The 20,661-nt window shown below is 60.5% G+C and carries 19 protein-coding genes and 2 tRNA genes; 7 read left to right on the top strand and 14 right to left on the bottom strand.

Annotated elements, in window-relative coordinates:
* Positions 1–141: 141 nt before the first annotated feature.
* From BV106_RS13510 to BV106_RS38470, 6 genes are all read left to right on the top strand, one after another.
* Complete coding sequence (locus BV106_RS13510) at positions 142–948, top strand: DUF4339 domain-containing protein (protein ID WP_038165431.1); 807 nt, start codon at positions 142–144, stop codon at positions 946–948.
* 94 nt (positions 949–1,042) lie between these two features.
* Positions 1,043–1,119 (top strand) — tRNA-Pro (locus BV106_RS13505).
* 75 nt (positions 1,120–1,194) lie between these two features.
* Positions 1,195–1,716: a YbjN domain-containing protein gene (locus tag BV106_RS13500; RefSeq protein ID WP_265595654.1), complete on the top strand. Its 522-nt coding sequence runs from the start codon at positions 1,195–1,197 to the stop codon at positions 1,714–1,716.
* Between the two features lie 45 nt (positions 1,717–1,761).
* Positions 1,762–2,823: a PH domain-containing protein gene (locus BV106_RS13495; RefSeq protein WP_038165428.1), complete on the top strand. Its 1,062-nt coding sequence runs from the start codon at positions 1,762–1,764 to the stop codon at positions 2,821–2,823.
* A gap of 114 nt (positions 2,824–2,937) precedes the next feature.
* On the top strand, positions 2,938–3,453 hold the full coding sequence (locus tag BV106_RS13490) for a sigma-70 family RNA polymerase sigma factor (protein ID WP_265592710.1): 516 nt from the start codon (positions 2,938–2,940) through the stop codon (positions 3,451–3,453).
* Between the two features lie 28 nt (positions 3,454–3,481).
* Positions 3,482–6,352 carry a von Willebrand factor type A domain-containing protein gene (locus BV106_RS38470; RefSeq protein WP_051945755.1) on the top strand — a complete coding sequence of 957 codons (2,871 nt, stop codon included), beginning with the start codon at positions 3,482–3,484 and terminating at the stop codon, positions 6,350–6,352.
* A 156-nt stretch (positions 6,353–6,508) separates the two neighbouring features.
* Here BV106_RS38470 and BV106_RS13480 read toward each other — a convergent pair whose 3' ends face one another.
* The 14 genes from BV106_RS13480 to BV106_RS13410 all read right to left on the bottom strand — a co-directional run bounded on the left by BV106_RS13480 (position 6,509) and on the right by BV106_RS13410 (position 19,146).
* Positions 6,509–7,555, bottom strand: a complete 1,047-nt coding sequence (locus tag BV106_RS13480) for a heparan-alpha-glucosaminide N-acetyltransferase domain-containing protein (protein WP_038165425.1) — start codon at positions 7,553–7,555, stop codon at positions 6,509–6,511.
* A gap of 265 nt (positions 7,556–7,820) precedes the next feature.
* On the bottom strand, positions 7,821–8,258 hold the full coding sequence (locus BV106_RS13470) for a hypothetical protein (RefSeq protein ID WP_265595653.1): 438 nt from the start codon (positions 8,256–8,258) through the stop codon (positions 7,821–7,823).
* A 444-nt stretch (positions 8,259–8,702) separates the two neighbouring features.
* Positions 8,703–9,182 carry a hypothetical protein gene (locus BV106_RS13465; protein ID WP_038165420.1) on the bottom strand — a complete coding sequence of 160 codons (480 nt, stop codon included), beginning with the start codon at positions 9,180–9,182 and terminating at the stop codon, positions 8,703–8,705.
* Between the two features lie 435 nt (positions 9,183–9,617).
* Positions 9,618–10,079, bottom strand: a complete 462-nt coding sequence (locus tag BV106_RS13460; protein WP_038165419.1) for a hypothetical protein — start codon at positions 10,077–10,079, stop codon at positions 9,618–9,620.
* 458 nt (positions 10,080–10,537) lie between these two features.
* Positions 10,538–11,173 carry a hypothetical protein gene (locus BV106_RS13455; protein WP_265595652.1) on the bottom strand — a complete coding sequence of 212 codons (636 nt, stop codon included), beginning with the start codon at positions 11,171–11,173 and terminating at the stop codon, positions 10,538–10,540.
* 6 nt (positions 11,174–11,179) lie between these two features.
* Positions 11,180–11,605 (bottom strand): hypothetical protein, encoded by a 426-nt coding sequence (locus BV106_RS13450; protein ID WP_038165417.1) that lies wholly within the window; start codon positions 11,603–11,605, stop codon positions 11,180–11,182.
* Between the two features lie 135 nt (positions 11,606–11,740).
* On the bottom strand, positions 11,741–12,349 hold the full coding sequence (locus BV106_RS13445) for a hypothetical protein (RefSeq protein ID WP_038165415.1): 609 nt from the start codon (positions 12,347–12,349) through the stop codon (positions 11,741–11,743).
* A gap of 379 nt (positions 12,350–12,728) precedes the next feature.
* Positions 12,729–13,061, bottom strand: coding sequence for a hypothetical protein (locus BV106_RS13440; protein ID WP_038165413.1), 333 nt, complete (start codon positions 13,059–13,061; stop codon positions 12,729–12,731).
* Between the two features lie 370 nt (positions 13,062–13,431).
* A complete protein-coding gene (locus BV106_RS13435; RefSeq protein WP_038165412.1) occupies positions 13,432–13,734 on the bottom strand; it encodes a hypothetical protein in 303 nt (100 codons plus the stop codon).
* A 462-nt stretch (positions 13,735–14,196) separates the two neighbouring features.
* Positions 14,197–14,766 (bottom strand): polysaccharide biosynthesis/export family protein, encoded by a 570-nt coding sequence (locus BV106_RS13430; protein ID WP_038165411.1) that lies wholly within the window; start codon positions 14,764–14,766, stop codon positions 14,197–14,199.
* Positions 14,767–14,805: 39 nt separating this feature from the next.
* Positions 14,806–17,004 (bottom strand): polysaccharide biosynthesis tyrosine autokinase, encoded by a 2,199-nt coding sequence (locus BV106_RS13425; RefSeq protein WP_038165410.1) that lies wholly within the window; start codon positions 17,002–17,004, stop codon positions 14,806–14,808.
* Positions 17,005–17,164: 160 nt separating this feature from the next.
* The gene (locus tag BV106_RS13420) at positions 17,165–18,385 is read right to left on the bottom strand and encodes an outer membrane beta-barrel protein (RefSeq protein ID WP_038165407.1); all 1,221 of its coding nucleotides are present in this window, start codon (positions 18,383–18,385) and stop codon (positions 17,165–17,167) included.
* 122 nt (positions 18,386–18,507) lie between these two features.
* Positions 18,508–19,035 carry a hypothetical protein gene (locus BV106_RS13415; RefSeq protein ID WP_038165406.1) on the bottom strand — a complete coding sequence of 176 codons (528 nt, stop codon included), beginning with the start codon at positions 19,033–19,035 and terminating at the stop codon, positions 18,508–18,510.
* 37 nt (positions 19,036–19,072) lie between these two features.
* A tRNA-Gly gene (locus BV106_RS13410) sits at positions 19,073–19,146 on the bottom strand.
* 308 nt (positions 19,147–19,454) lie between these two features.
* Here BV106_RS13410 and BV106_RS13405 point away from each other — a divergent pair.
* Positions 19,455–20,102: a tetratricopeptide repeat protein gene (locus BV106_RS13405; RefSeq protein ID WP_265595651.1), complete on the top strand. Its 648-nt coding sequence runs from the start codon at positions 19,455–19,457 to the stop codon at positions 20,100–20,102.
* The last annotated feature ends 559 nt before the right edge of the window (positions 20,103–20,661 follow it).

The raw sequence follows: 20,661 nt of genomic DNA, 5'->3' as shown, positions 1-20,661 counted from the left end.
GCCAGTCTCGCGCATCGCGGGGAATCAGCAAGCTGGAGCGCCAGAATTGTGCGTCACAGACTGTCTCCCAGGAAACGCCCGGCATCGCCGTCGGCCCTCAGTATCGATTGCGCATGCGCCCTTTTTTTGCTTAAGGACCCTATGGATTGGCATTATGAAAAGGATGGCAGCTCGGCAGGTCCCGTGAGCGAGGCGCAACTGCAGGCGATGAGGGCAAGTGGGGAAATCAATGGCCACACCCGGGTCTGGAAGGCTGGCTGGCCCGACTGGCAACAGGCGTCCCAAGTATGGCCCGACGAGCAACTGGCCACGGCACAGGGGCCGGTCGCTCCCTGTGCGGAGTGCAACCGGTTCTACCCGGCTTCTGAGCTGATCCGAATCGACAACATGAACGTGTGCCTCTCCTGCAAGCCCACCGTGGTGGACAAACTTCGCCAAGGCGTCACGCTGGGGGCGGGGCCCTGGCAGGACGGGAAGCAGATGGTGATCCTCAAAGACTCCCCACTTCCGGACAAGTGCTTCAAATGCGGCGCCCCACCGGTGAAGGTGCTCAAGAAGACGCTCACCTGGCACAACCCCTTGGTCTACTTGGTCATCCTGGCAAATGTGATCATCTACATCATCGTCGCCCTCTGCGTGCGGAAGACCGCCAAGGTGGGCATCCCCCTGTGCCGGGACTGCAGTCGCTCGCGGACCCGCAAGATCGCGCTGACCTGGCTGGGATCACTATCCGGCCTGGGTCTGATTTTCTGGGGCATCGCCCACGGGCAGACCGATCCCAGCCTGACAGGCATTTTCGCCATCTCAGGTGCCATCCTCCTCCTGGCCAGCCTCTTCTGGGTGGCTCTGGCCCAGACCGTGGTGCCCAAGAAGATCGACAAGACCCACGCCTGGCTCTCCAAAGGGGCCCGATCTCTGGTCGAAAGCCTGCCCCAGTGGCGCGGCTAGGACGCTGGCGGGAGTTTCGGCAGAGAATCTTGCGTTAATTCAGTCTAACACTTGACGTTGGAGAGTTTTCGTCGAAACTCCGCCCTCACCTTTTCGGGGCGTAGCTTAGCCTGGTAGAGCGCGTGGTTTGGGACCACGAGGCCGGAGGTTCGAATCCTCTCGCCCCGACCATCTCCTTGAGATGAGATGCCAGATTTTTTCGGCAGGGTTGAGTCTCCCCTGCCAGATCTGTCCGTAGTCATTGCCATGTCCGCCCTCCACGCCACTGTCCTGACCGCATTCAAGAATAAAGGCTGGGCCTACCGGGAAGTTTCCGAGATGGAAGTGGTGGAGTCCAACTTCGAGGCCTACCACACCAAGGTCCCCGTACATGTGCAGAGCTACGGTGAGATGCACGTGCTGGGCGTGGTGGCCACCGCCTCCATCACCGTGCCGCACACGCACAAGAGCCGCGCCGCAGAGCTGCTCATGCGGGTGAACCGCGATCTGAATCTGGGCAACTTCGAGCTCGACTGGGACCAGGGCACGGTCGTCTTCCGCCAGGGGCAGGTTTTCTCCAAGCACCGCTATGATGAGAGCATCATCGTCAATCTGGTGCACAACGCCATTGCAGAGATGGACCGCCTGACCCCCTACCTGGCCGAGCTTTGCAAATCCACGGCGGCCATGCTCCCCCTGCTGGACTTGCAACAGCTTCTCCGCCGGGAGGACCTGCTTCCCGTGGTGCCAGAAGACGATGAGGATGAGGAGCAGCCTTTGCGGGCTTGATTTTAGGGCTTAAAAAAGGCTAATGGTTGCTCCACCCAACCTGCCATGAGCCTGCCCCGCTACTTCCTCCCAGACCACCCGGCGCTGACGGAGGTCTATAGCAAGGCGGACCTGCGGGCCATGCTCCAGAGCGGCGAACTCAGCCGCAGCGAGATCGTGGTGGATGATGAGACTGGCTTCGGCCACCTGCTGGGGGACCTGCTCGCCGCCCCCTACCCAGATGCCACCGGGACCCCCACGCAGACCACCTCCGGCTCCCGGCCCCGCCCTCCCCTGAAACAGGAGTTCCGCGCAGACACACCCCTCTCCCGCCCCCTGCCTCCCCAGAATACGCGAATCCGCAAGGACGCGGATGAACGGGATGAGGAGGAAGATGAGGACGAGGCCCTCGACGATGAACCTTCCGGCGATGACCGCGACGAAGCGCTCGATGAGGAGGAGGATGAAGACCTGAATGAGCGGGATCTCTTCTCCCGCCCGGTCAGCCGGGCGGGCCAGCCCCCGCCTCAGCCTGCACGCCCGCCTGATCCCGATGATGAGCCGGAGGATGCATTCCTCGTACCGCGACTCCCTGCCCCGGCCTCCGCGTCATCCGTCCCGCCTGCCCTGTCCACCCAGCCCTCATTTCAGACGGAGGAGTTCCTTCCTCCCGCTGGCCCCACCCTGCCCTCCCGCGGCGGGGAGGAGATTCTCTTTCTGGGGCACCCCAGCTGGTTTGCCTACCCCAAGTCCCTGGCGGTGACGTTCGCCTGCCTGGGTGGAGCCAGCTTCTGCTTCACCCAGCAGTACGGCCTGGAGTGGATCGTTCTGCTCGGCTCCATCGCAGCCCTCATCCTCGTGTTCGTCTCACTGGACCGCACCACCACCACCTACTTCGTCACCACCCGCCGGGTGGAGATGGAGTTCGGACTGGTGGGCAGGAATTCCAAGGAGGTGCGCATCGCGGACATCCGCGCCATTGATGTGCGGCAAAAAAGTTACGCGGCCCTCCTTGGCATCGGGAATGTGGACTTCGACTCTTCTGCCAGTCCCGGTGCAGAAGTACGCTTCAAGGACGTGCGCCGTCCGCATGACATCAAGCAGCTCGTCCGCCAGCTCCAGGGCTAGCGCGTCACTTCACGCACTCTGCGCCCGCGGCTCCCCTCTGGAGACCGCGAAAAGAATGTTTTCGTTATTTTCCAAGATCCGGTCCGCCCTGCCGTCATGCCCCCTGAACATCTCATGAGCCAACGTGACCCTGATCATGCGTTCCTCCTCGCCGCGCTCGAACGTTACGAGCGCCCCGTCATTCGCTATGCGTTTGGCATCGTGGGAGAGATCAACCAGGCTCGCGACATCGCCCAGGATGTCTTTATCAAGCTGAGCCAGTCGCTGGCCACGCTGGATCGCGAGCGACTGGCCCCGTGGCTCTTCACGGTCTGCCGCAACCGCGCCCTGGACCACCAGCGCAAACATCAACGTCTCGTTCCCATGGACCTCGAAGTTCTCGACCAGGAATCCTCCAACACTCCAATGCCCTCTGCAGAGCTGGAGCAGAAGGAGCTGGCGCAGCAGTTGCGCCAGTGGCTCCACCAGCTGCCCGAGAAGCAACGGGAGGCCGTCCGGCTCAAATTTGAAGCAGACCTCAGCTACAAGGAGATCAGCGAGGCTCTCAAGACCAGTGTCGGAAACGTCGGCACCCTCATCCACCTCGGAGTGGCCAATCTCCGTGAACGCTGGCTCGCCCTGAATGCCTGAGGCGCCCACCCCCACACCTTTTCCAGCCATGAACGAAAAACTCACTGCCTACGCGCTCAATGAACTGCCCCCGCATGAACGGGCAGCTCTGGAGCAGCAGATGACCACAGACCCCGCCCTGCGTGAGGAAGCCGAAGCCATGAAACTCTTCTGCGGCCTCCTCAAGGAGCAGGTGGGGGAACACCCCGGTCAATCCGCACCCGAGCACGAAGAGCTGACCGGCGATCAACGCAGCCAGGTGCTCAAGGCCTTCCTCAACACGCCTCGCAAAGTGGTGCGCCCCCCCTTCTGGAAGCGGGCCGAGTTCATCTCCACTGCCATCGCTGCAGGACTGGCCCTGACACTGCTCGTACCCAGCGGCGTGCTCATTGAGCGCAAGCAGGACATGCCTGAGGCGGCTGCCCGGTCCAATGCGTCCGAGGAAATTACGGTGACGCGTGCCGAGCCGGCCCTGAAGGACCTGGAGTCAGCCGTGAAGCAGAAGAACCGCACCCTCCCAGCGGAGGTTGGCTCATCCAGTGTCGCCGACAAGATCGAGCTTCAGGATGAGTCCAGGGGTACTGCCGATGAGCGGGCCGCAGGCAAGAAGTCTCTCTTGGGCAATGTCCCAGCAGCCCCGTTGGCGCTGCCCACTCCGCTTCCCGCCCCCATCTCCGCCCCTCAGCCCGCCACAGGCGGCAGCGGTGGAGGCATTGGCAGAGGCTTGGGAGCGGTCGAAAGCAAGAAAGAGCAGGCTGAAAAAGGAGGGCGGAAGTCCAATGCCGTGCCTGCCCCTGAATCTGCTGGCTCCGTGGCCCCGAACTCGCCGCCCGCAGGCGTTTCAGGCTACATGCTGGATGCCCAGGCACCGCAGCGGACGTTCATGGAGAAAGAGTCGCGGCTCACTGAAGTACCGGTGGACACGATGGATCGCGCCAGGCTGGCCCCCGCAGATGACCCCACCACACCGGCCACGCCAGCACCCACCACGGCGAGACCAGCCCCCGCGTCCACCCTCCAGCTGCCCGCCAAACCTATGGCGAAGGCCAAGGCGGCTCCAGCCGCCCGCACCAGTGGCGGCATGCCCGCGGTGGGTGCTGAAGCGACGGCTCCCGCAGCCGCGGCTGCCCCTGCGCCGTCCAATCCAGAGCCCGCCGCAGCTGGAGCGCCAGCCCATCCAGAGTTCGGCGCAGCCGCTGCGCCAGCAGCCGTCATGAAAGCGGAGCCTCAGGTCAAGATGCAGGCAGATGGCGCTTCCCGGGGAGCCAGCCAGCCAGCCCAACCCAATGCAGGAGCACAGACGCAATCAGGCGTGACCATCACGGCTGGCACAAGCTTCTACATGGAGACAGACCTCTCGAAGGCAGACAAGAACAAACCCGCCGGGGCCTTTGCAGGCTCGTACTCGGAGGCACCGGATAAGGATGGCACGGAGGCCCTTCGTCGGAGAGAAACTACTGCAGCAGGCGAAACCTACACGCCTATCTACGAGAACCCCTTCATGGCGGTAGCCCAGGAGCCGCTCTCCACCTTCTCCATCGATGTGGACACAGCCTCCTACGCCAATGTCCGCCGCTTTCTCAACAGCGGTCAGCGCCCGCCGGCCGACGCCGTGCGCCTGGAGGAGCTCATCAATTATTTCCCCTATGCCTATGAAGGCCCGTCGGATGACAAGCCCTTCGCGGTGCAGGTGGATCTGGCCGAAGCCCCCTGGAAACCCGAGCACCGTCTGGCTCGCATCGCCATCAAAGGCCGCGTGAACCAGCAGGAGCGCGCCCCGGCCAACTTCGTCTTCCTGGTGGATGTGTCCGGTTCGATGGACGAACCGGACAAGCTCCCCCTGGTGAAGCAGTCCCTGCGCATGCTTACGGAGCGCCTTTCCACAAAGGACCGCGTGGCCATCGTCACCTACGCTGGCTCCACCGCCGTCACCCTCCCTTCCACGGCGGGCACGGAGAAGTCGAAGATCATCGAGGCCATCGATGGCCTGGGTGCGGGCGGCTCCACCAACGGAGCCGGCGGCATCCGCCTGGCCTATGAACAGGCGCAACAACACTTCCAGAAAGAAGGGGTGAACCGCGTGATCCTGTGCACCGATGGCGACTTCAACGTCGGCATCAGCAGCCCCGAGGAGCTGCAGAAGCTCATCGAGGAGAAGGCCAATTCCCGGGTGTTCCTCAGCGTGCTGGGCTTCGGCACCGGCAACCTGAAGGACCGCACCATGGAAACGCTGGCCGACAAGGGTAATGGAAACTACGCCTACATCGACAGCCTCAGCGAAGCCCGCAAGGTGCTCGTGGAGCAGATGAACGCCACCCTGGTGACCATCGCCAAGGACGTGAAGATCCAGGTGGAGTTCAACCCCGCCCAGGTGCAGGCCTATCGTCTGCTCGGCTATGAGAACCGCGTGCTGGCCAAGCAGGACTTCAACAACGACCGCAAGGACGCTGGCGAGATCGGCGAAGGCCACACCGTCACCGCCCTGTATGAGATCGTTCCCGCCAACGTGAAGTTCCCCGACGGACGCCCGGTGGTGGACAACCTCAAGTATGCCAACAATCCTGCCGTACCTGCAGCGGCACCTGCCGAGGCGGCGAAGGCAGGGCCCGCCAGCAACGAGACGATGACCGTGAAGCTCCGCTACAAGCAGCCCTTGGCCGATACCAGCGTGCTTATGGAAGTGCCCGTGACGGACAAGGAGAAGAAAATGGCCGACGCGCCCGGAGACTTCAAGTTCGCCGCCTCTGTGGCTGGCTTTGGCATGATGCTGAGGAACTCCCAACACGCCGGAGAGCTCAGCTGGGAACAGATTCGACAGCTTGCCCTCGCCGGCAAAGGCTCCGATGACCTGGGCTACCGCGGTGAATTCCTGCAACTCATCGACAAGGCCCGCGGCATTGTCACCGACCGGCCGCAGTAGGACGAGCGGCCGCCAAAAAAAGAATCAAAAGACCCCACCCTAAATAAACAACCCCAGACCGGGGCGTCTTCTGAATGAAGGTGCCCCGGTTTTTTTTATCGCGGCAAGAAGCGGAATCAGGCTTCGCCGTATTTCTCCACTTACCTCTTATCGCCCCTACGCTCCCACGGGCTCTGGCCCGTTCTCCTGACGCTCCCGGGCTCTTTCCGCACGACGCGCTTTCCTTCCCTCATTGAACCACGCGGCCAGGAGGCACACGCTGAGCAGGCCGACGAAGACAAGGGCCACGCTGGGGATCGACAGCGTCTGACCGATCTTGCGATCCCAGGTCATCCCGCCGCCGGCCGGGAAGGAGTGCAAGAGGATGATGTGCAGCATGTACATCAGGAGCGACTCGCGCCCGGCGAGTTGAAGCCAGGCGGGGGCGGCGAAGCGGGAGACCGCTTTCACGACCAGGATCAGCCCCAGCAGCCAGCCCAAGCGCTCTACGAAGAACAAGGGATCGGTATTGGAGAACGGCCCAGAGGCCAGTTCATACCCGCCCCAGGCCATGGCCACAGCGAGCACGGGCCAGAACCAGCCATCGAGCTTCCAGCGGCTTGCCAGACTGCCCGCGGCAACAAATCCCAGCCAGGGGAAGAGCGGGAACAAAGAGCCTTCGGTGCGGTTCAGCCAACCATCCACCATGGGCCAACCTGTGTGCCAACCCCTCGCCAGCGGGGCCGCCAGGACGAAGAATCCCAACAGGGCGACGGATACCGCATCAAACCAGCGGGGTCGAAGTTGCCCTGCCAGCAGCAGGATGCCCAGGCTCACGCCCAGGCAGGAGAGGACATCGATCTGGAAAAAGTGCTTCCAGCTGGCCAGCCCAAAGTCCCCCACGCCCCAAAAATGCCAGGGAATGTGTAATAGGAAGCTCAGCGCAGTCACGAACCCCAGGCGGCGCCACCGGGCGGCCGTGGCCACCGGGCGTCCCAGCTCGTGGCTCCGCCGGATGGAGCGCCCTTGAATGTAGCCAGCGATCCAGAGGAAAGCGGGGGCGACCAAGCCATTGAAAAAGCTCAGTTGCGAACGCCACCCGGCGGAATCGAACCCGGAATTCAGGAAGACATTCACCACGTGGGTCTCTATCATGCCCACCACCGCCAGTCCACGGAGGAGGTCAATCCAGGCGAGACGATTGGCGGCAGAACGGTCGGACATGAGGGATGGCGGCCTGATCTATCGCCTTTTTTCGGGGGTAGGACAACGGTTTTCAGGGGCAGATGAGCGCGAGAGGGCGGCCATGGGGTGGTGGGGCGCTTGGAAGACAGGGGCTTCGGAGTCCAGTGCGTCAGTGCGTCAGAGGGTGGTGACTTGGGAGTGGTGGGGCGGGGAGACGCTGGGGGTTGGGCCAGGGCTGTTGGAAGCTCTGTTCGTCGTATGGACGCGAGCAACCCAGGGGGCACTGTCGTGATGTAGGCCTCGGTTAGTTTTCGGAAGGAACTCCCTTGGTGGCAGCTGCATCCAACCCAAAGTAGCGACGACTTGGCGTGCCGAAGACAAATCGATAACTGACCAACGCAAAAAGGGGCACCAAGACAAACATTCCATAGATGGCCTGCACATACTCAGGCTCTCCCTGGCCTGATTGGAGCACTCCCCAACCATAGGATGCGCTTTGAAAACCCCGCGCTGTCAGCAACATGGAGATGATTGAAACCCCATAATAGGTTAGAATGCTGCGCCCGCCAAAACAGAGCAGCACAAAGGCAAATGCCGCCGCCACCAAAAAAGCACTCATTACAGGCAAGCGCCATAAGTTGCCGTCCTTGAGGAAGATGGCGATCAGAGGAAGTGCCTGGAGTCCGAAGCACACCATCGCCCATCGATGAGAGGCGGGGCGCGGAGGAAGGACGTCACTCATGAGCTTTTGATTTCGTTGGCGTTTGGGAGAAGCAATCTCTTAAGATCTTCGTGTTGCCCCTGTAGTCAAACGACACATCCTGGACAAACGAAGGCTTGAGAAACGATGCTCGTCAGGAGACGCACGACTGAGCGGGGCTGGGAACCCCCGCCTCCTTTAGCTTCGGCGTGATGGGTGTCAGTCGTGATGAAGATGCAACACCGGCAAGATGCCGGCAGCACGCACAGGCGGGACGCCTGTGTCACCCGCCAAGGGAACACCCGCGATGTGCGAAACGCCTCAGTAGAAACTCGATGCCGAAGGCATCACAGAAGGTAGCCGGGGCGTTGAGGGAGCGTAGCGACTGATACCCCCGGTGGATGAAGAGAGGGATCCCATCCTGAAGGGATGGCAGAAGGCGTCAGCTCCATTATTGACTCCTTCAAGTCTTACGCCTTGTGTCTTCTAGTCTTGTGTCTCCTCAAAGCGGCCTAGCAAACACTGCACTGGTTCCACAAGGAGGTGCAACGTGGCAGGAATCAGAATGTAAAGGAGGGACCAAGGATCTGGCGGCAGCTTCGCCATCCAAGGAGAGGCCTGGGATGACAGGATGGCGATAACATCCACCAAGACGATGGCACACACGACGATCTGGTAAAACGGAATGACGCGAATCACCAGCCAGATCCACAAGACGACGCCGACATTGAACGTGATCCTGGAAAACCACCATGCCGTAGCACAGAGCCGATCATTCGCGTCCGGAATCATCACCCATGCAGCCAGTACGGCAAGCGCATAAACCACGGCCCAAACTTGGGCCGTGTGGATTTGGTGCTTCGCAAATTGGCGTCGGTTCATCCACCAAACCCAGAAGACTGGGAACACCACGATGCCGAGCCAGAAGAAGATCTTGCCACGAAGAGTCTCAAGGTCCCGGTTCATAGGGAGGACGGGGGGCGCGGGCAGGTTAGTAAATGGAAAAATCGATTTACCCTTTGAGGGTACCTGATAGACACACGGGTTGGCGACATTCTTTTGTGCCTTGTCGGGCGGCCTTGACAGCTGCGACTGAGCCGGGCTTGGAACCTCGACTCCTTTGTTTTCAAGCGGGCGTCGGTCGCGATGCGAACGCCTCAACCGGCAAGATGCCGGAAGCACACACAGGCGGGACACCTGTGTCACCCGCCACGGGAACACCCGCGATGTGCGAAACACCTCAGTAGAAGCTCGATGCCGAAGGCATCACAGAAGGTAGCCGGGGTGTTGAAGGAGCATAGCGACTGATACCCCCGGTGGATGAAGAGAGGGATCCCATCCTGAAGGGATGGCAGAAGGCGCGGCCTTCTCTTTTGATCCTATTCAACCCAGGCTTCAGGTCTAGGGTCTGGCGGCCTGACGAGTGGAACCTCGAACCGGCTCGACCAGCAGATGCATCACCGCGGGGATCAAGATGAAGATCATCGCTGCCGGATGCGGGGCCTGTTTCATCACCCATGGCAGCATGAGCGACGACGTGATGGCGATGATGTCTATGCTCACGAGGAAGAACACAACAAACGTCCAGAACGGCATGGTGCGCAGGAACAACCAGATCCACAGCACCAGACCAACTTGGAAAGAGATCTGGGAAAAGCTCCAAAGGAACGTGTGGAGGCGGTCATTGCAGGCCGGAACCAACAACAAAGCCAGACCATAAACAACAGCCCAAATGCGAGACCCATCCATTTGCCGGCTGGTGAACTGACGCGGGCTCATCCACAACACCCAGAACAAGGGAAACACTACGACGCCAAGCCAGAAGAAGAACTTGCCACGGAGGGTTTGAAGATCGCGGGTCATAGGACTTTGGCAGGCTCGAGGTTTTAATTCGATTCAACGTCATTGTGCCCTGTAGTGTGATCCGCTGGCAAGGCTGAAATGAACGGGAACGGAGCCGCGCAGGCTGCTCACCAAGCTCCTACTCGACTGGCACAGCCTAATGACAACCACCGCTCCGCAGCAAGGTTGGAGTACCGCTTTTAAGCGGAATCACGCCTCGCAGGTCCCATGAGGTGGCTTCACTCCAGGACGCCCGAGCCCACCTGGGGCAAGATCACGGGACATTCGCATCCTGATTCCGCTTAAAAGCGGTACTCCAACCCCGGCGCGAACCTTCGTCAAGCAGATGGGACGCACAGCGCCCTGCTGAAGTCTTACCAGCCCTTCGAGCCTTTGTGCCTTCGTGTGAGAAAAAAAGCATTTGCCCCTCCAGCATGATGCCGGCATCACCTTCACTCCTCGAACCTGCAAGATCTGAATCAAGGTACCGGGATCGACTGCACCTGAATCATCTCCCGGTCCTTGGGCGTGAACTGGAGTCTCGTCTTGGCTTTGATCAACCAGGCCCAGCGTGACTTCGGGCGCAAGGCCCGGCCCTCGTCCGCGATGAAGACAATGCGACAGGCCTGGCTATCCAGCGGAGGCCGGAGAGGGAGATAACGTACGATGTCTCCATCAAAGTGGGGCTGCACATAGGACAGGGTCGCCTCGAACTCGTTGCCGAGAAATCGCAACGGCACCTCGCAGACGTAGGTCTGCAGATACCAATCTGGCGGCGGGATAGCGAGACCGTACCATTTCTTGGCCCGATAGATGCGCGCTCCAACAGTGATGAAAGGTTCAACCTTTGACGAGGCAATCTGCTTGGGCGGCTCAAATACGGGAACGAGGATCTTGACGAGCGTGTCCTTTGAAATTTTCTCTCCGGTGCTCGTGGCATCCAGCTTGAATCGGTAGATGCCTTTCACCTGCGACTTCCCTGCTCCAACGGAAATCGTGACATCCTCGTGGATCATGGTCGAGGACAGCTTGCCGTCGTCATACACCATGGGGTTGGCCGTGGCTTGGACGGTCAGGAGGCAAAGGGCTAGCAGAGTGAGGATGCAATGGCTCATAAGGCGCTACCAGGATTGTACGCTGTACCGACGCTGATGTCTCACGACGAAGAAGATGGCGATGCCAGCGCCAACGGCTGCGAAAGGCCATGCGGATCCGCTAGCACGGATGGTGATGAGCAACGGCAGAAGGAAGATCCACCATAGATCCGTGCCACTGCCTTCACCTCTCAAGAACACCAGCACTTTCCAACCAAAGACGACAACGAGAGGCACGGCGACGAATCCCCACCAACCGCTGAACATGGCCGTGAAAAACAGGTAGATGGGAAAGAACAGCGCCTGCCAACCGATGGCCGCAAAGGACTCGAGGCCATGTGCAAGCAGGAGGGGCGTGAAAGCCCCCAGGGTGCCAACACCCCATGCAAGCAACAAACGTACCGGCAGGGAGGCGACGGTGGAGGCAAAGACTTCAGCAGGATCGATACGCATGACAACCAAAGGGGGATTTGACCATCTGTCGATCAAACATTCCATGCTGAATGGCGTGGGGTCAATGATGTGACTCCGGGAATTCCGCGAGATGCGATGGGGCAACCGCGCCTGCACTCCTCAACCCACGCCCCCTCACAGCGTATCCGGCCCCTCACCGTACTTGCCCAGCCACTGATTGAGTTCCCGCTCCGCCCCTTTGGCAAACCAGTCGAGGTATTCCCTGCTTCCCGAAGCGGTCTTGATGGAGATCCGCATGCCGACACGATCCCTCATGAGGTCGCCCCCTGCGGCGAGATAGGCCTGAAGCCAGAGCCTCTGCAACGTCTTGTCTTTGGGCTGGGGCCCGGCTTTCTCCATCGGATCGATCGAGGTGACGGCCATCAGGTAGTGCGCCAGCGCGGCTTCCGTCAGGCGGGCTATTTCCTCGGGAGTAATAGACTGGACTTTCCCCTTTTTGACTCTGCTCAGATGCTCGCGGGTGGGCGTGAGGTTGAAGCCAGCGCCATTTCTGGTGACAGTGAAACCGAAAGCGACGGCACCAGTGCAGGAGCAGTCCGCCTGACACAGCACCGACAAAGAGAGCCATTCACCAGCAAGGTCCTTCTTCAGGGAAGCGACTCCTGTCCGATCTGTGGTAGGACTGGCGCTGGCTTTGGCATCCTCGGCAACGAGGGCGGGAGCGAACGCAAGCCCCAGCGATGCAAGGAGACACTTCAGGGTCGTGAAGGACTGCGGGCTCATGGGGAAATTGTTTCAGACTCTAGAGAGGAAGGCAAGAGTTTGTCCATGCCGGCGACGAATCTTGTGATGTGAGAGGTCGATGCCATCCGGATCAGGCATCTCCCCGGCCAACAAAGCCAAACCAAAGCCCTCGCGCCGCAGCAGGGTTGGAGTGCCGCTTTTAAGCGGAATCACATTCCGCACGTCCCACGACGTGAATCCTGTCCAAGACTCCGAGTCATCGCCAGTTGATTGGACACTTTCCACCGAGGGCAACATCAAGGGCTATTCGCACCCTGATTCCGCTTAAAAGCGGCACTCCAACCCCGGCGCGAATCTCCATCGCGGGAAAGCGACATGCACCACTCTGCTGGCGGTTTATTGAAACGAACAAACAACCTCACTTGATCATCCCCAAGTAGAACGCAACAAACCCGACCATGCTCAGCACAAACAGGACCCAGCTCACAGTTTTCAACACCCGCACGCGAGGCCACAGGCTGACAGCAAGTGCCACTCCAAAGTAGGTTAGCCATAGAGTCATCATTGCAACCACGGACCAACTGGCGTGAGCTCTATGCAGGGTGTCCACAAGCGGCCATGCGGCGAGCAATAGAATGCCAGCGGCCAGCGAGTAGATAAGGAGGGAGTAGCGTGATGACATCGCGGCAGAAATTCTTGCGAACTCGGGATTCTCCCCGCGAAGCAAGTGGCGGGCAATCATTTTCTCCATGAGCCCTTGTGGCAGCACATTCGGCCGCGCTTCGTCAGCAGACGTGCGACTGAGCGGGGCTGGGAACCCCCGCTTCCTTTATCTTCGGCGAGGTGGGCGTTGGGGGGTGATGCGGAGGACTCAACCGGCAGGATGCCGGTAGCACCCACAGGCGGGACGCCTGTGTCACCTGCGCTCCGGCGAAACACTTCGGTGCGCGCAGCGTCTCAGAAACAGCTCGATGCCGAAGGCATCGCAGAAGGTAGCCGGGGCGTTGAAGGAGCGTAGCGATTGATACCCCAGGTAGCCGAAAAAGAAGCTCTATCCTGAAGGGATGGCAGAAGGCGGTGTCTCCTAATTTGATTCGTACCGATGGCCTCCAAATCCAGGCTTACCAGTTGATGACGATTCGGAGGAGGAATTGGAAGAGCAACTGCAGGGCGAACTTCACCTCCAGCCAGAAGAAGCCCATCAGGAAGCCGATGGGGAAAGCACCCATGGCGAAAACAACGCCGAGCCCCACCCAGATCTGGCTACCGATACCGCCGGCGGTGCTGGCAAAGAACAGGGCGAATAGCAAGCCCAGGAACGCCCGCATGCCAGTTTCCATGGTATCCCCCGCGGCCTCCACACGGGACCAGAAGGACTTGCCCTTGGGGCGAGGTTCATTGGGAGTCTCGGGCGGGGTTGCCATAACAGGTCGGGTGTTCTTGACGTGAGCTTAAGGTGTCAGGGGTGGATTGGACAGTCCAAAGACGCAAATGCTGAACAGGCGGGTGCCTTTGGAAGCGGTTCGTAGTACAAACAGAGGCCAGCGGCTTGTGGGCGGATGGGGACGGAGTTCGTCAGGAGACGTACGACTGAGCGGGGCTGGGAACCCCCGCCTCCTTTATTTCCTCGAGGCTGTCGATGGGAAAAAGAGCGCGTTTCCGGCAGGTGGCTCCTCAATGAGCAACTCTTCGTGCCTTTGTGCCTTCGTGTGAGAACACTCATTCTCCGCTCCGGCCAACTGATGCCGATTGCCAATCTGCGCTACTCAGTTCTCCTCAACCAGTCCCGCATGCGGGACGTCTCAACCAACGCAGTGTCTCAACGGGCCGCTTGCGGCCCCCTCAACTAGCCGCCGCCCCGGCGGCAGCGTCTCAACGAGCGCAGCTCACTGCGGTACATGAATCCTGTCCCCGGGCTGGGCCTGGGTGGCGGCTTCGGCGCCATCGGCGCGGCGGAGGTCGAGCTCGCGGGTCTGGCCGCCGCGGGTGAACTTCACTTTTTTCATGCCGGCAAATTCGGTGGGACCGCCGGCGCTGGTGATGGCGTCGTGGATGGTCATGCCGGGGGTGAGGCCAATGCGGCCGGGGGCGCGCACTTCACCGCTCACATAGATGACCTGGGTGGCCGCTTCGCGGTTGGGGGTGACCTGGATGGTGGGGTGCGTGAAGATCTCGGCGTGCTTGTAGGCGGACTCGATGTTCTTCTGCAGGGTGGAGGGACGCACGCCAGCGGCTTTGATCTCGCCGATGTACGGGAGGTTGATGGAGCCGTTGTCGGCGATGTCGTAGCTGTTGGAAACCACGGAGATCTCCTCTGCGGGCACGCCGGAGAGTTTGATCACGATACTGTCTCCGGTACGCAGAACGGACTCGGTCGCCTGCTGGGCCATGGCATGCCCCAGCATCAGGCTGCCAAAGAGGCCGATGAGGAGGGCTCGAAAGAAGAGGGTGCTCATGCGCGGGATTCCTTTCAGAAGGTGGGCATTGGCCTTGGGTTAGAACACATCATCGCCGCCGGCGGTGCCGCGCTGGCTCCGGGGCTCGGGAGCATCCTTCGCCTTGCGTTGTTTCCTTGAAGAGGTCTGGCGGGTGCCCTTGGGGGCGTCCTCCTGCTGAGGAGTGTTGTGGTAGTAGCCGTAGTAGGTGGTCTGGTAGCTGTAGTTGCTGTCGCTGCGGATATCCACGCGGTTGAGCGCCACGCCGACGATGGAGCCACCGACCTGCTCAATGGCCTGCTTCACGCGGCCGAGGATGTGACGTGGGATCTTGCGATGCTGCACGACGATAAGGGTCATGTCGGCCTCGGCGGAGAGCACGCTGGCATCGCTGACGCCCAGGATGGGCGGCGAGTCGATGAGCACGAGGTCAAAGCGGCTCTTCATGTCCGCGATAAGATCGGTGAACTTTTGGGAGTTCAGCAAGCTGGCGCAGTCGGCGGGCATGATGCCGCTGGGCAGGAGGTAGAGATTGTCCACCTGGGTCTGCACCACCACCTCCTCCAAGGGCACGTTGCCGGTGAGGTAGTTGCTGAGGCCAAAGTTGTGCGGCACATCGAAGAAGGTGTGCTGACGCGGACGGCGCATGTCCGCGTCGATGATCAGGGTGGTGTAGCCAGCCTGGGCGCAGACGGTGGCGAGGTTTACCATGGTGGTGCTCTTCCCCTCCCCTGGACTGCCGCTGACCACGCTGATGCAGTTGGCGCTCATGTCCTTGCGGTTGAACTCAATGTTCGTGCGCAGGATGCGGTAGGCCTCGGCATCAGGTGTGACGCCGCTGGAGCGGTGCAGGACGCCGACGCCCTTCGGGATGACGGCGAGCACGGGCACGCCCATGATGGACTCCACCTCGTCCATGCTCTTCACACTGGTATCCAGATACTCCAGGAAGAAGGCCAGGCCGAGACCGCAGAGGAGGCCGACCACGGCACCGAGCATGAGGTGCAGGCGCACGTTGGGCTTCACCGGGGCGGCACCGGGCTCAGCGGCCTGGTACACGGTGACCGGGGTCTTGGTCATCTGCTGATCAATCTGCTTCTGGGAGAGCGTGTCCTTCAGGCGGGTGGCGTCCTGGCGGAGGATCTCCCACTCGCGCTGGGCGGCGAGGAACTCCTGGTGATCTGTCTGGGCCTGGATGGACGTGTCCTTCTGATTGTCCCGCATGCGCTCTGCCTCGGTGAGCTGCTTCTGAGCGGTCTCCACGCGGAAGGAGAGGTTCTTGCGATAATCCTCCGCCGCTTCCAGCAGCATGCCCCGGGTCTGCAGGATGGAGTCGGCAATGCCCTTCATGGTGGGGTGCTTGGGTCCGAGACCTGCATTGCCCAAATTCTTCTGCGAGATCAAGAGATCCTGGTAGGTGGGGCCGAGTTTCTTGATGGTCTCGTTCTCCACACGCAGTTCACCCGCCTGACGGATGAGGTCATCCCCGTGCACGGAGCGGAGCTGCTCGATCTGCGCGGTCATGTCGCGGATCTCGCGCTGGATCCTGCTGACGTCCTTGATGGTGTCCACCAGGGAGCTGCTTTCCGGAGTGGAGACGTCATCCTGGTTGGCCGCGCGACCTACGGAGCCGGGCATCTCCACGATGCCGAGACGCTTCTTGATATCGAGCACCTTGGCGAGCGCCTGGGTGGCCTGTTCTTCCTTGGCGGTGATCTGGGCGGTGATCTGGGCCAGCGCCTTGTCCGTGCGCTCATTGTCCAGTGCCAGCCGGGTTTCCTTGTAACTCTCCGCGATGGTGTTGGCGATGTCTGCGGCCAGCTTGGCGTCCTCGTCGAAGTATTCCAGGGTGATGAAGTCGCTCTTCATGCTGCTCTGGGGCTCCAGATTCCCCATGAGCTTGCCGGCGGCAGCCGCCTTGTTCGGCGCGTTCCAGCGGGTGACGAGGTCGAGCTTGTCCACCACGCGGTCGAGGGTCTTGCGCTTGGAGAGGATCTCGAACTGGGTCTTGAGGAAGCTGTCGGAGGAGACGGCGAGGGAATCCCCCATGTGCCCGATGACGCGAGCATCGCTCTGGACGCGCTCGATCACCATCTCCACCCGGCCCACGTACTTGCGCGGCATGATGTAGGTGATGATGGCAGCAACGCTGAAGACGAGGAGGAAGGCCAGGAAGATCAACCCCATGCGGTTGCGAACGATCTGCCAGTAGTCCTGGGCGTGGCGCTGGATCTCAAGACGGTTGGGCGTCGTGCTCATGGCAGGGGGTCAAGATGAGAAAACTCCGGTGCTGGCTCTGGGGACGGCGGCACCGAGGTACGGCAGCACACCATACCTCATACCTGCCGGGGTGGCTCCACCTTTCCGCTGAGTGCGGGGGAGGCTCTGCCCGGATGCGGCGTTCATGGGCGGGAGAGACTCAGAACACGGCGTTCAGGCCGACGCTCACACGGTGCCGGTCATACTCGCGGAAGGAGGAGTCCGACGAGATCGTGGTGTAGCTGTAGTTCGCGTCCAGGCTCAGGTTGTTCCAGAAGTTGTAGCTGAAGCCGAGGCTGGCGTTGATCTCATCCTCTGCGGAGGATTCCACCTCACGGCTGCCCTCGAAATCGCTGTGCACATAGTGCAGCCCCAAGTTGCCGCTCAGGCTCTGGGTGAACTGATAGCCTGCCACGACGCCGGTGCGGTAGGAGTAGCGGGAATCATAGAGGGAGAGCTCGGAGGCGTCATACCCCATCTGGGCGTACCAGCGCAGATTGCTGCGGCGGGTGAGGGCGTAGTTGATGGCTCCTTCCACGTAGGGTGCCATCTCGTCAGAGCGGTCGCTCTGGTACATTTCCACCCCGGCGCGGAAGCTGCCGGAGGAGCGCTCACTCCAGGCCTTGTCCACCCCCACGAGGATGTAGTGGCTCATGTAGTCTGGGCTGGGCACGTCCTCTTCCAAGTCTGAGGCGGGGGTGTGGGCGAAGCTGGTGTAGCGGAAGCGGTACTCGGCCGTGAGCTTGGTGGTGCGGTCCAGGGCATAACTCACCTGCTGGCTGATGAGGTGGCTGAGGCGGTCTTCAAAGTCCGCCACCGTGTCGTCATCGGTGTAGATGATGCCGTCAATGGTGTAGCCGGTGGTGGTGGCCACGCGCTCACTCCAGGCGTAGGCCACGGAGGTGTTGTTGTACCCGTAGAGGTACTGGCCGGCCCGGCGGCCGGTGGTCACGCCGATGCCGTAATTCGGCTCCGTCTCATAGGTGACGTACAGGTTGTTGCTCACTTGGAGGCGGCGGCTCACCTGGTGCGAGATGTTAAACGCGACGCGGGCGGTGTAGTCGTACTCTTCTCCGCGGGTGGTGTCATCGAGGTAATAAATCGTGCCCAGGTCCACGCCCACGTTCCACTTGGTTGGCGCAGTGCTGTTGGCATAGGTGAGACCGATGCCCGCCTGGACGAAAGCGGACTCCTCGTTTTCCAGCCCCATCGAGTCGTACTCGGTCCGGTCATATCCCACACTGGTCCCGACGTTGAAGGTCAGCGGTATTTCGTCCAGATAGTCTGTGGAGCGCCCGATACCCAGCAAACCCTGCCCCGGCAGGGCGGGCGCCAGTGACAGCAATGCTGCCAGGGGGAGCAGGGCGAGTGTGAACTTCATGGGAAGCTGAGGGTGCGGGCTCGAGATGCCTGATGCGTAATGTGCGGAACTAAATAATCGGGGAGACAGACTCTTGGCGGCTGGCCGGGCTTTGCGCCCCCGGGGAGAGACTTTTTGCCTACTTACTTGTGCTTGGCCTTCGACGGAGAGAGCGGATTGTTCTTGGGCGGCGGGGTGCGCTTCGGATTATCCTGCGTGATGACCACCCCACCTGCTGCAGGCTGGATGAGATAGATGCCCCGAATGTCTGCGGGGGCCGTCCGGTAGTCAGATTCCGGCTGCACCTCAGGCTGCACCGCGATCACCTGCTTCACTTCCTTGCCACCGGCGCGCTGGGCCACCATGGCATTCGCACACTCCGCAATAAGGGAGGAGCGGTTGGGGGCCACATTGGTGGCGGTGAGCATAATCTGCTTCACGAGCTCATCCGTGGCATGGGAGGCGAGGATGGCGGCCTTCACAATCTCACATGCGCAGGCCTCATTCTTAACCATGGCATCCTCCACAATTAGGAGAACTTTCGCAGGTTCGACTTCCACTTCTGATCGAACCTTGTCAGCAATGCGATCACATTCCGTGAGGTCGCCGGCGAGGATAACGGGGCAAAACGCCGCAGCGAGGGCCGTGGTGAAGAACAGGTGAAGCTTCATAACTTGCTGATTCTGAGCGTTTTAAACAGATGGAAAGTGGAGCGGGCAACGGGAATCGAACCCGTCTTGCTAGCTTGGAAGGCTAGCGCATTACCACTATGCTATGCCCGCGTATCTGATAACCAACACCCTAATCACAATAATTTCAAGATAATTTTTAGAATACTTTGAAATTATTAAAAAATCAGATGTCGTTACTTTCCGTTTCAGCAAGGATCTTCATCCAGTAAATGATACTGGCTGGCTTATAAAAACATCAGGTTCGCAGATTTGCAAGGCGCGATTGTGGTAAGGCCAAAATTTTAGGTTTTTTTCGTTCTCATCCAGTTATTCGCAGCATCAGCGTCTCTGGATGAAGGTTTTCCTTTTCGATGCGTGGTCGGTCTGATAATTTTTTTTCAACAGCATTCTCCCTGACCATGACTTCGCGAACCATTGTCAATATCTGCGTCGGTGCCTTGTTCGTTCTGGCAGTTCTATATGTAATGGGAAAGTGGAATACCCCTGACTGGCAGGACAATCCCATGTACCCCCTGATTTCCATCATCACTTTGGCGATTGTGGGGGGTGTGTTCTTCGTGACGGTTCTCCTCCCCAAGTTCGGCGATGCAGTGGGCACGGTGATGTACTCCTCCGGCGAGGAAGTCGAGCAGGACGAGAGCATGAAGGCCGTGGCCTTGGTGGCCAAGGGCGACTACCACGGAGCGATCAAGGAGTACGAGAAGATGATGGCCAACAAGCCCGAGGATCCGTTCCCGGTCTCTGAGATCGCCAAGATCTACACGGAAAAGCTCCACGCGCCGGACCAGGCGCTGGTGGTCCTTCAGGAAAACCTGGAAGGACGCGACTGGACCGAGGAGAACGCCGCTTTCCTGATGTTCCGACTTTCCGACCTGCACATGGCATCTCACAACTATGATGCCGCCAAGGACATCCTGGAGCAGGTGGCAGGCAATTTCCCCGGCACCCGCCACAGCGGCAACGCCCGCCACAAGATCAACGAGCTGGAGCAACTCCAATATAAGGAGATCGCAGCGCAGCGGGCGAAACTGAGTAGCCAATCGTAATTCAATACGCAAAGCGGTTAGGGCGTGCTGGGTGGCTGGGGATTGGTCCCTTCGGAGCCCAGTGTGTCAGTGGGCAGTGCGTCAGTGCGTCAGGGTCGGGGGTGGATGAGTGCGGGTGGGCGGTTTTGGCGCGCTGGGTGGTCGGGGATCAGTCCCTTCGGAGCCCAGTGCGTCAGTGGGCAGTATGTCAGTGCGTCAGATTGAGGTGGTTTGGGAGTGGCAGGGCATGGCGAACGCGTTTTGAGATCCCCAGCAAGGGCAGTGGGGATCCTTCCTGGTGAGTGGAGGTCCGCGCCGGGGTTGGAGTACCGCTTTCAAGCGGAATCAGGATGCGCGTGATCCTCGATGTAGCTCTGTGAGGGAGCGTCCAACTGACTGGCGGAGGCTTGGGGCTTTTTATCCGTGTTGGCGTCATGGGACGCGCGGGGCGGACCGGGACAGGAATGTCCCTCGCTCCTTTTACTGAGCTCCGCCCACATCACTCCATCACTCCATCACTCCATCACTCCATCACTCCATCACTCCATCACTCCATCACTCCCCTGCTCCCATAAATTTG

This window comes from Verrucomicrobium sp. BvORR106 (assembly GCF_000739655.1).
Classification (GTDB): domain Bacteria; phylum Verrucomicrobiota; class Verrucomicrobiia; order Verrucomicrobiales; family Verrucomicrobiaceae; genus Verrucomicrobium.
This window is presented reverse-complemented; position numbering and strand designations above follow the sequence as displayed.

Excerpts from the sequence above, each read along its gene's own strand:
- BV106_RS13510 (WP_038165431.1), top strand. The coding sequence starts at position 142 with ATGGATTGGCATTATGAAAAGGATGGCAGCTCGGCAGGTCCCGTGAGC.
- BV106_RS13500 (WP_265595654.1), top strand. The coding sequence starts at position 1,195 with ATGTCCGCCCTCCACGCCACTGTCCTGACCGCATTCAAGAATAAAGGC.
- BV106_RS13455 (WP_265595652.1), bottom strand. The coding sequence starts at position 11,173 with ATGAGCCATTGCATCCTCACTCTGCTAGCCCTTTGCCTCCTGACCGTC.
- BV106_RS13420 (WP_038165407.1), bottom strand. The coding sequence starts at position 18,385 with ATGAAGTTCACACTCGCCCTGCTCCCCCTGGCAGCATTGCTGTCACTG.
- BV106_RS38470 (WP_051945755.1), top strand. The coding sequence starts at position 3,482 with ATGAACGAAAAACTCACTGCCTACGCGCTCAATGAACTGCCCCCGCAT.
- BV106_RS13470 (WP_265595653.1), bottom strand. The coding sequence starts at position 8,258 with ATGAGTGACGTCCTTCCTCCGCGCCCCGCCTCTCATCGATGGGCGATG.
- BV106_RS13445 (WP_038165415.1), bottom strand. The coding sequence starts at position 12,349 with ATGAGCCCGCAGTCCTTCACGACCCTGAAGTGTCTCCTTGCATCGCTG.
- BV106_RS13465 (WP_038165420.1), bottom strand. The coding sequence starts at position 9,182 with ATGAACCGGGACCTTGAGACTCTTCGTGGCAAGATCTTCTTCTGGCTC.
- BV106_RS13430 (WP_038165411.1), bottom strand. The coding sequence starts at position 14,766 with ATGAGCACCCTCTTCTTTCGAGCCCTCCTCATCGGCCTCTTTGGCAGC.
- BV106_RS13490 (WP_265592710.1), top strand. The coding sequence starts at position 2,938 with ATGAGCCAACGTGACCCTGATCATGCGTTCCTCCTCGCCGCGCTCGAA.
- BV106_RS13435 (WP_038165412.1), bottom strand. The coding sequence starts at position 13,734 with ATGGCAACCCCGCCCGAGACTCCCAATGAACCTCGCCCCAAGGGCAAG.
- BV106_RS13480 (WP_038165425.1), bottom strand. The coding sequence starts at position 7,555 with ATGTCCGACCGTTCTGCCGCCAATCGTCTCGCCTGGATTGACCTCCTC.
- BV106_RS13495 (WP_038165428.1), top strand. The coding sequence starts at position 1,762 with ATGAGCCTGCCCCGCTACTTCCTCCCAGACCACCCGGCGCTGACGGAG.
- BV106_RS13460 (WP_038165419.1), bottom strand. The coding sequence starts at position 10,079 with ATGACCCGCGATCTTCAAACCCTCCGTGGCAAGTTCTTCTTCTGGCTT.
- BV106_RS13405 (WP_265595651.1), top strand. The coding sequence starts at position 19,455 with ATGACTTCGCGAACCATTGTCAATATCTGCGTCGGTGCCTTGTTCGTT.
- BV106_RS13415 (WP_038165406.1), bottom strand. The coding sequence starts at position 19,035 with ATGAAGCTTCACCTGTTCTTCACCACGGCCCTCGCTGCGGCGTTTTGC.
- BV106_RS13440 (WP_038165413.1), bottom strand. The coding sequence starts at position 13,061 with ATGGAGAAAATGATTGCCCGCCACTTGCTTCGCGGGGAGAATCCCGAG.
- BV106_RS13425 (WP_038165410.1), bottom strand. The coding sequence starts at position 17,004 with ATGAGCACGACGCCCAACCGTCTTGAGATCCAGCGCCACGCCCAGGAC.
- BV106_RS13450 (WP_038165417.1), bottom strand. The coding sequence starts at position 11,605 with ATGCGTATCGATCCTGCTGAAGTCTTTGCCTCCACCGTCGCCTCCCTG.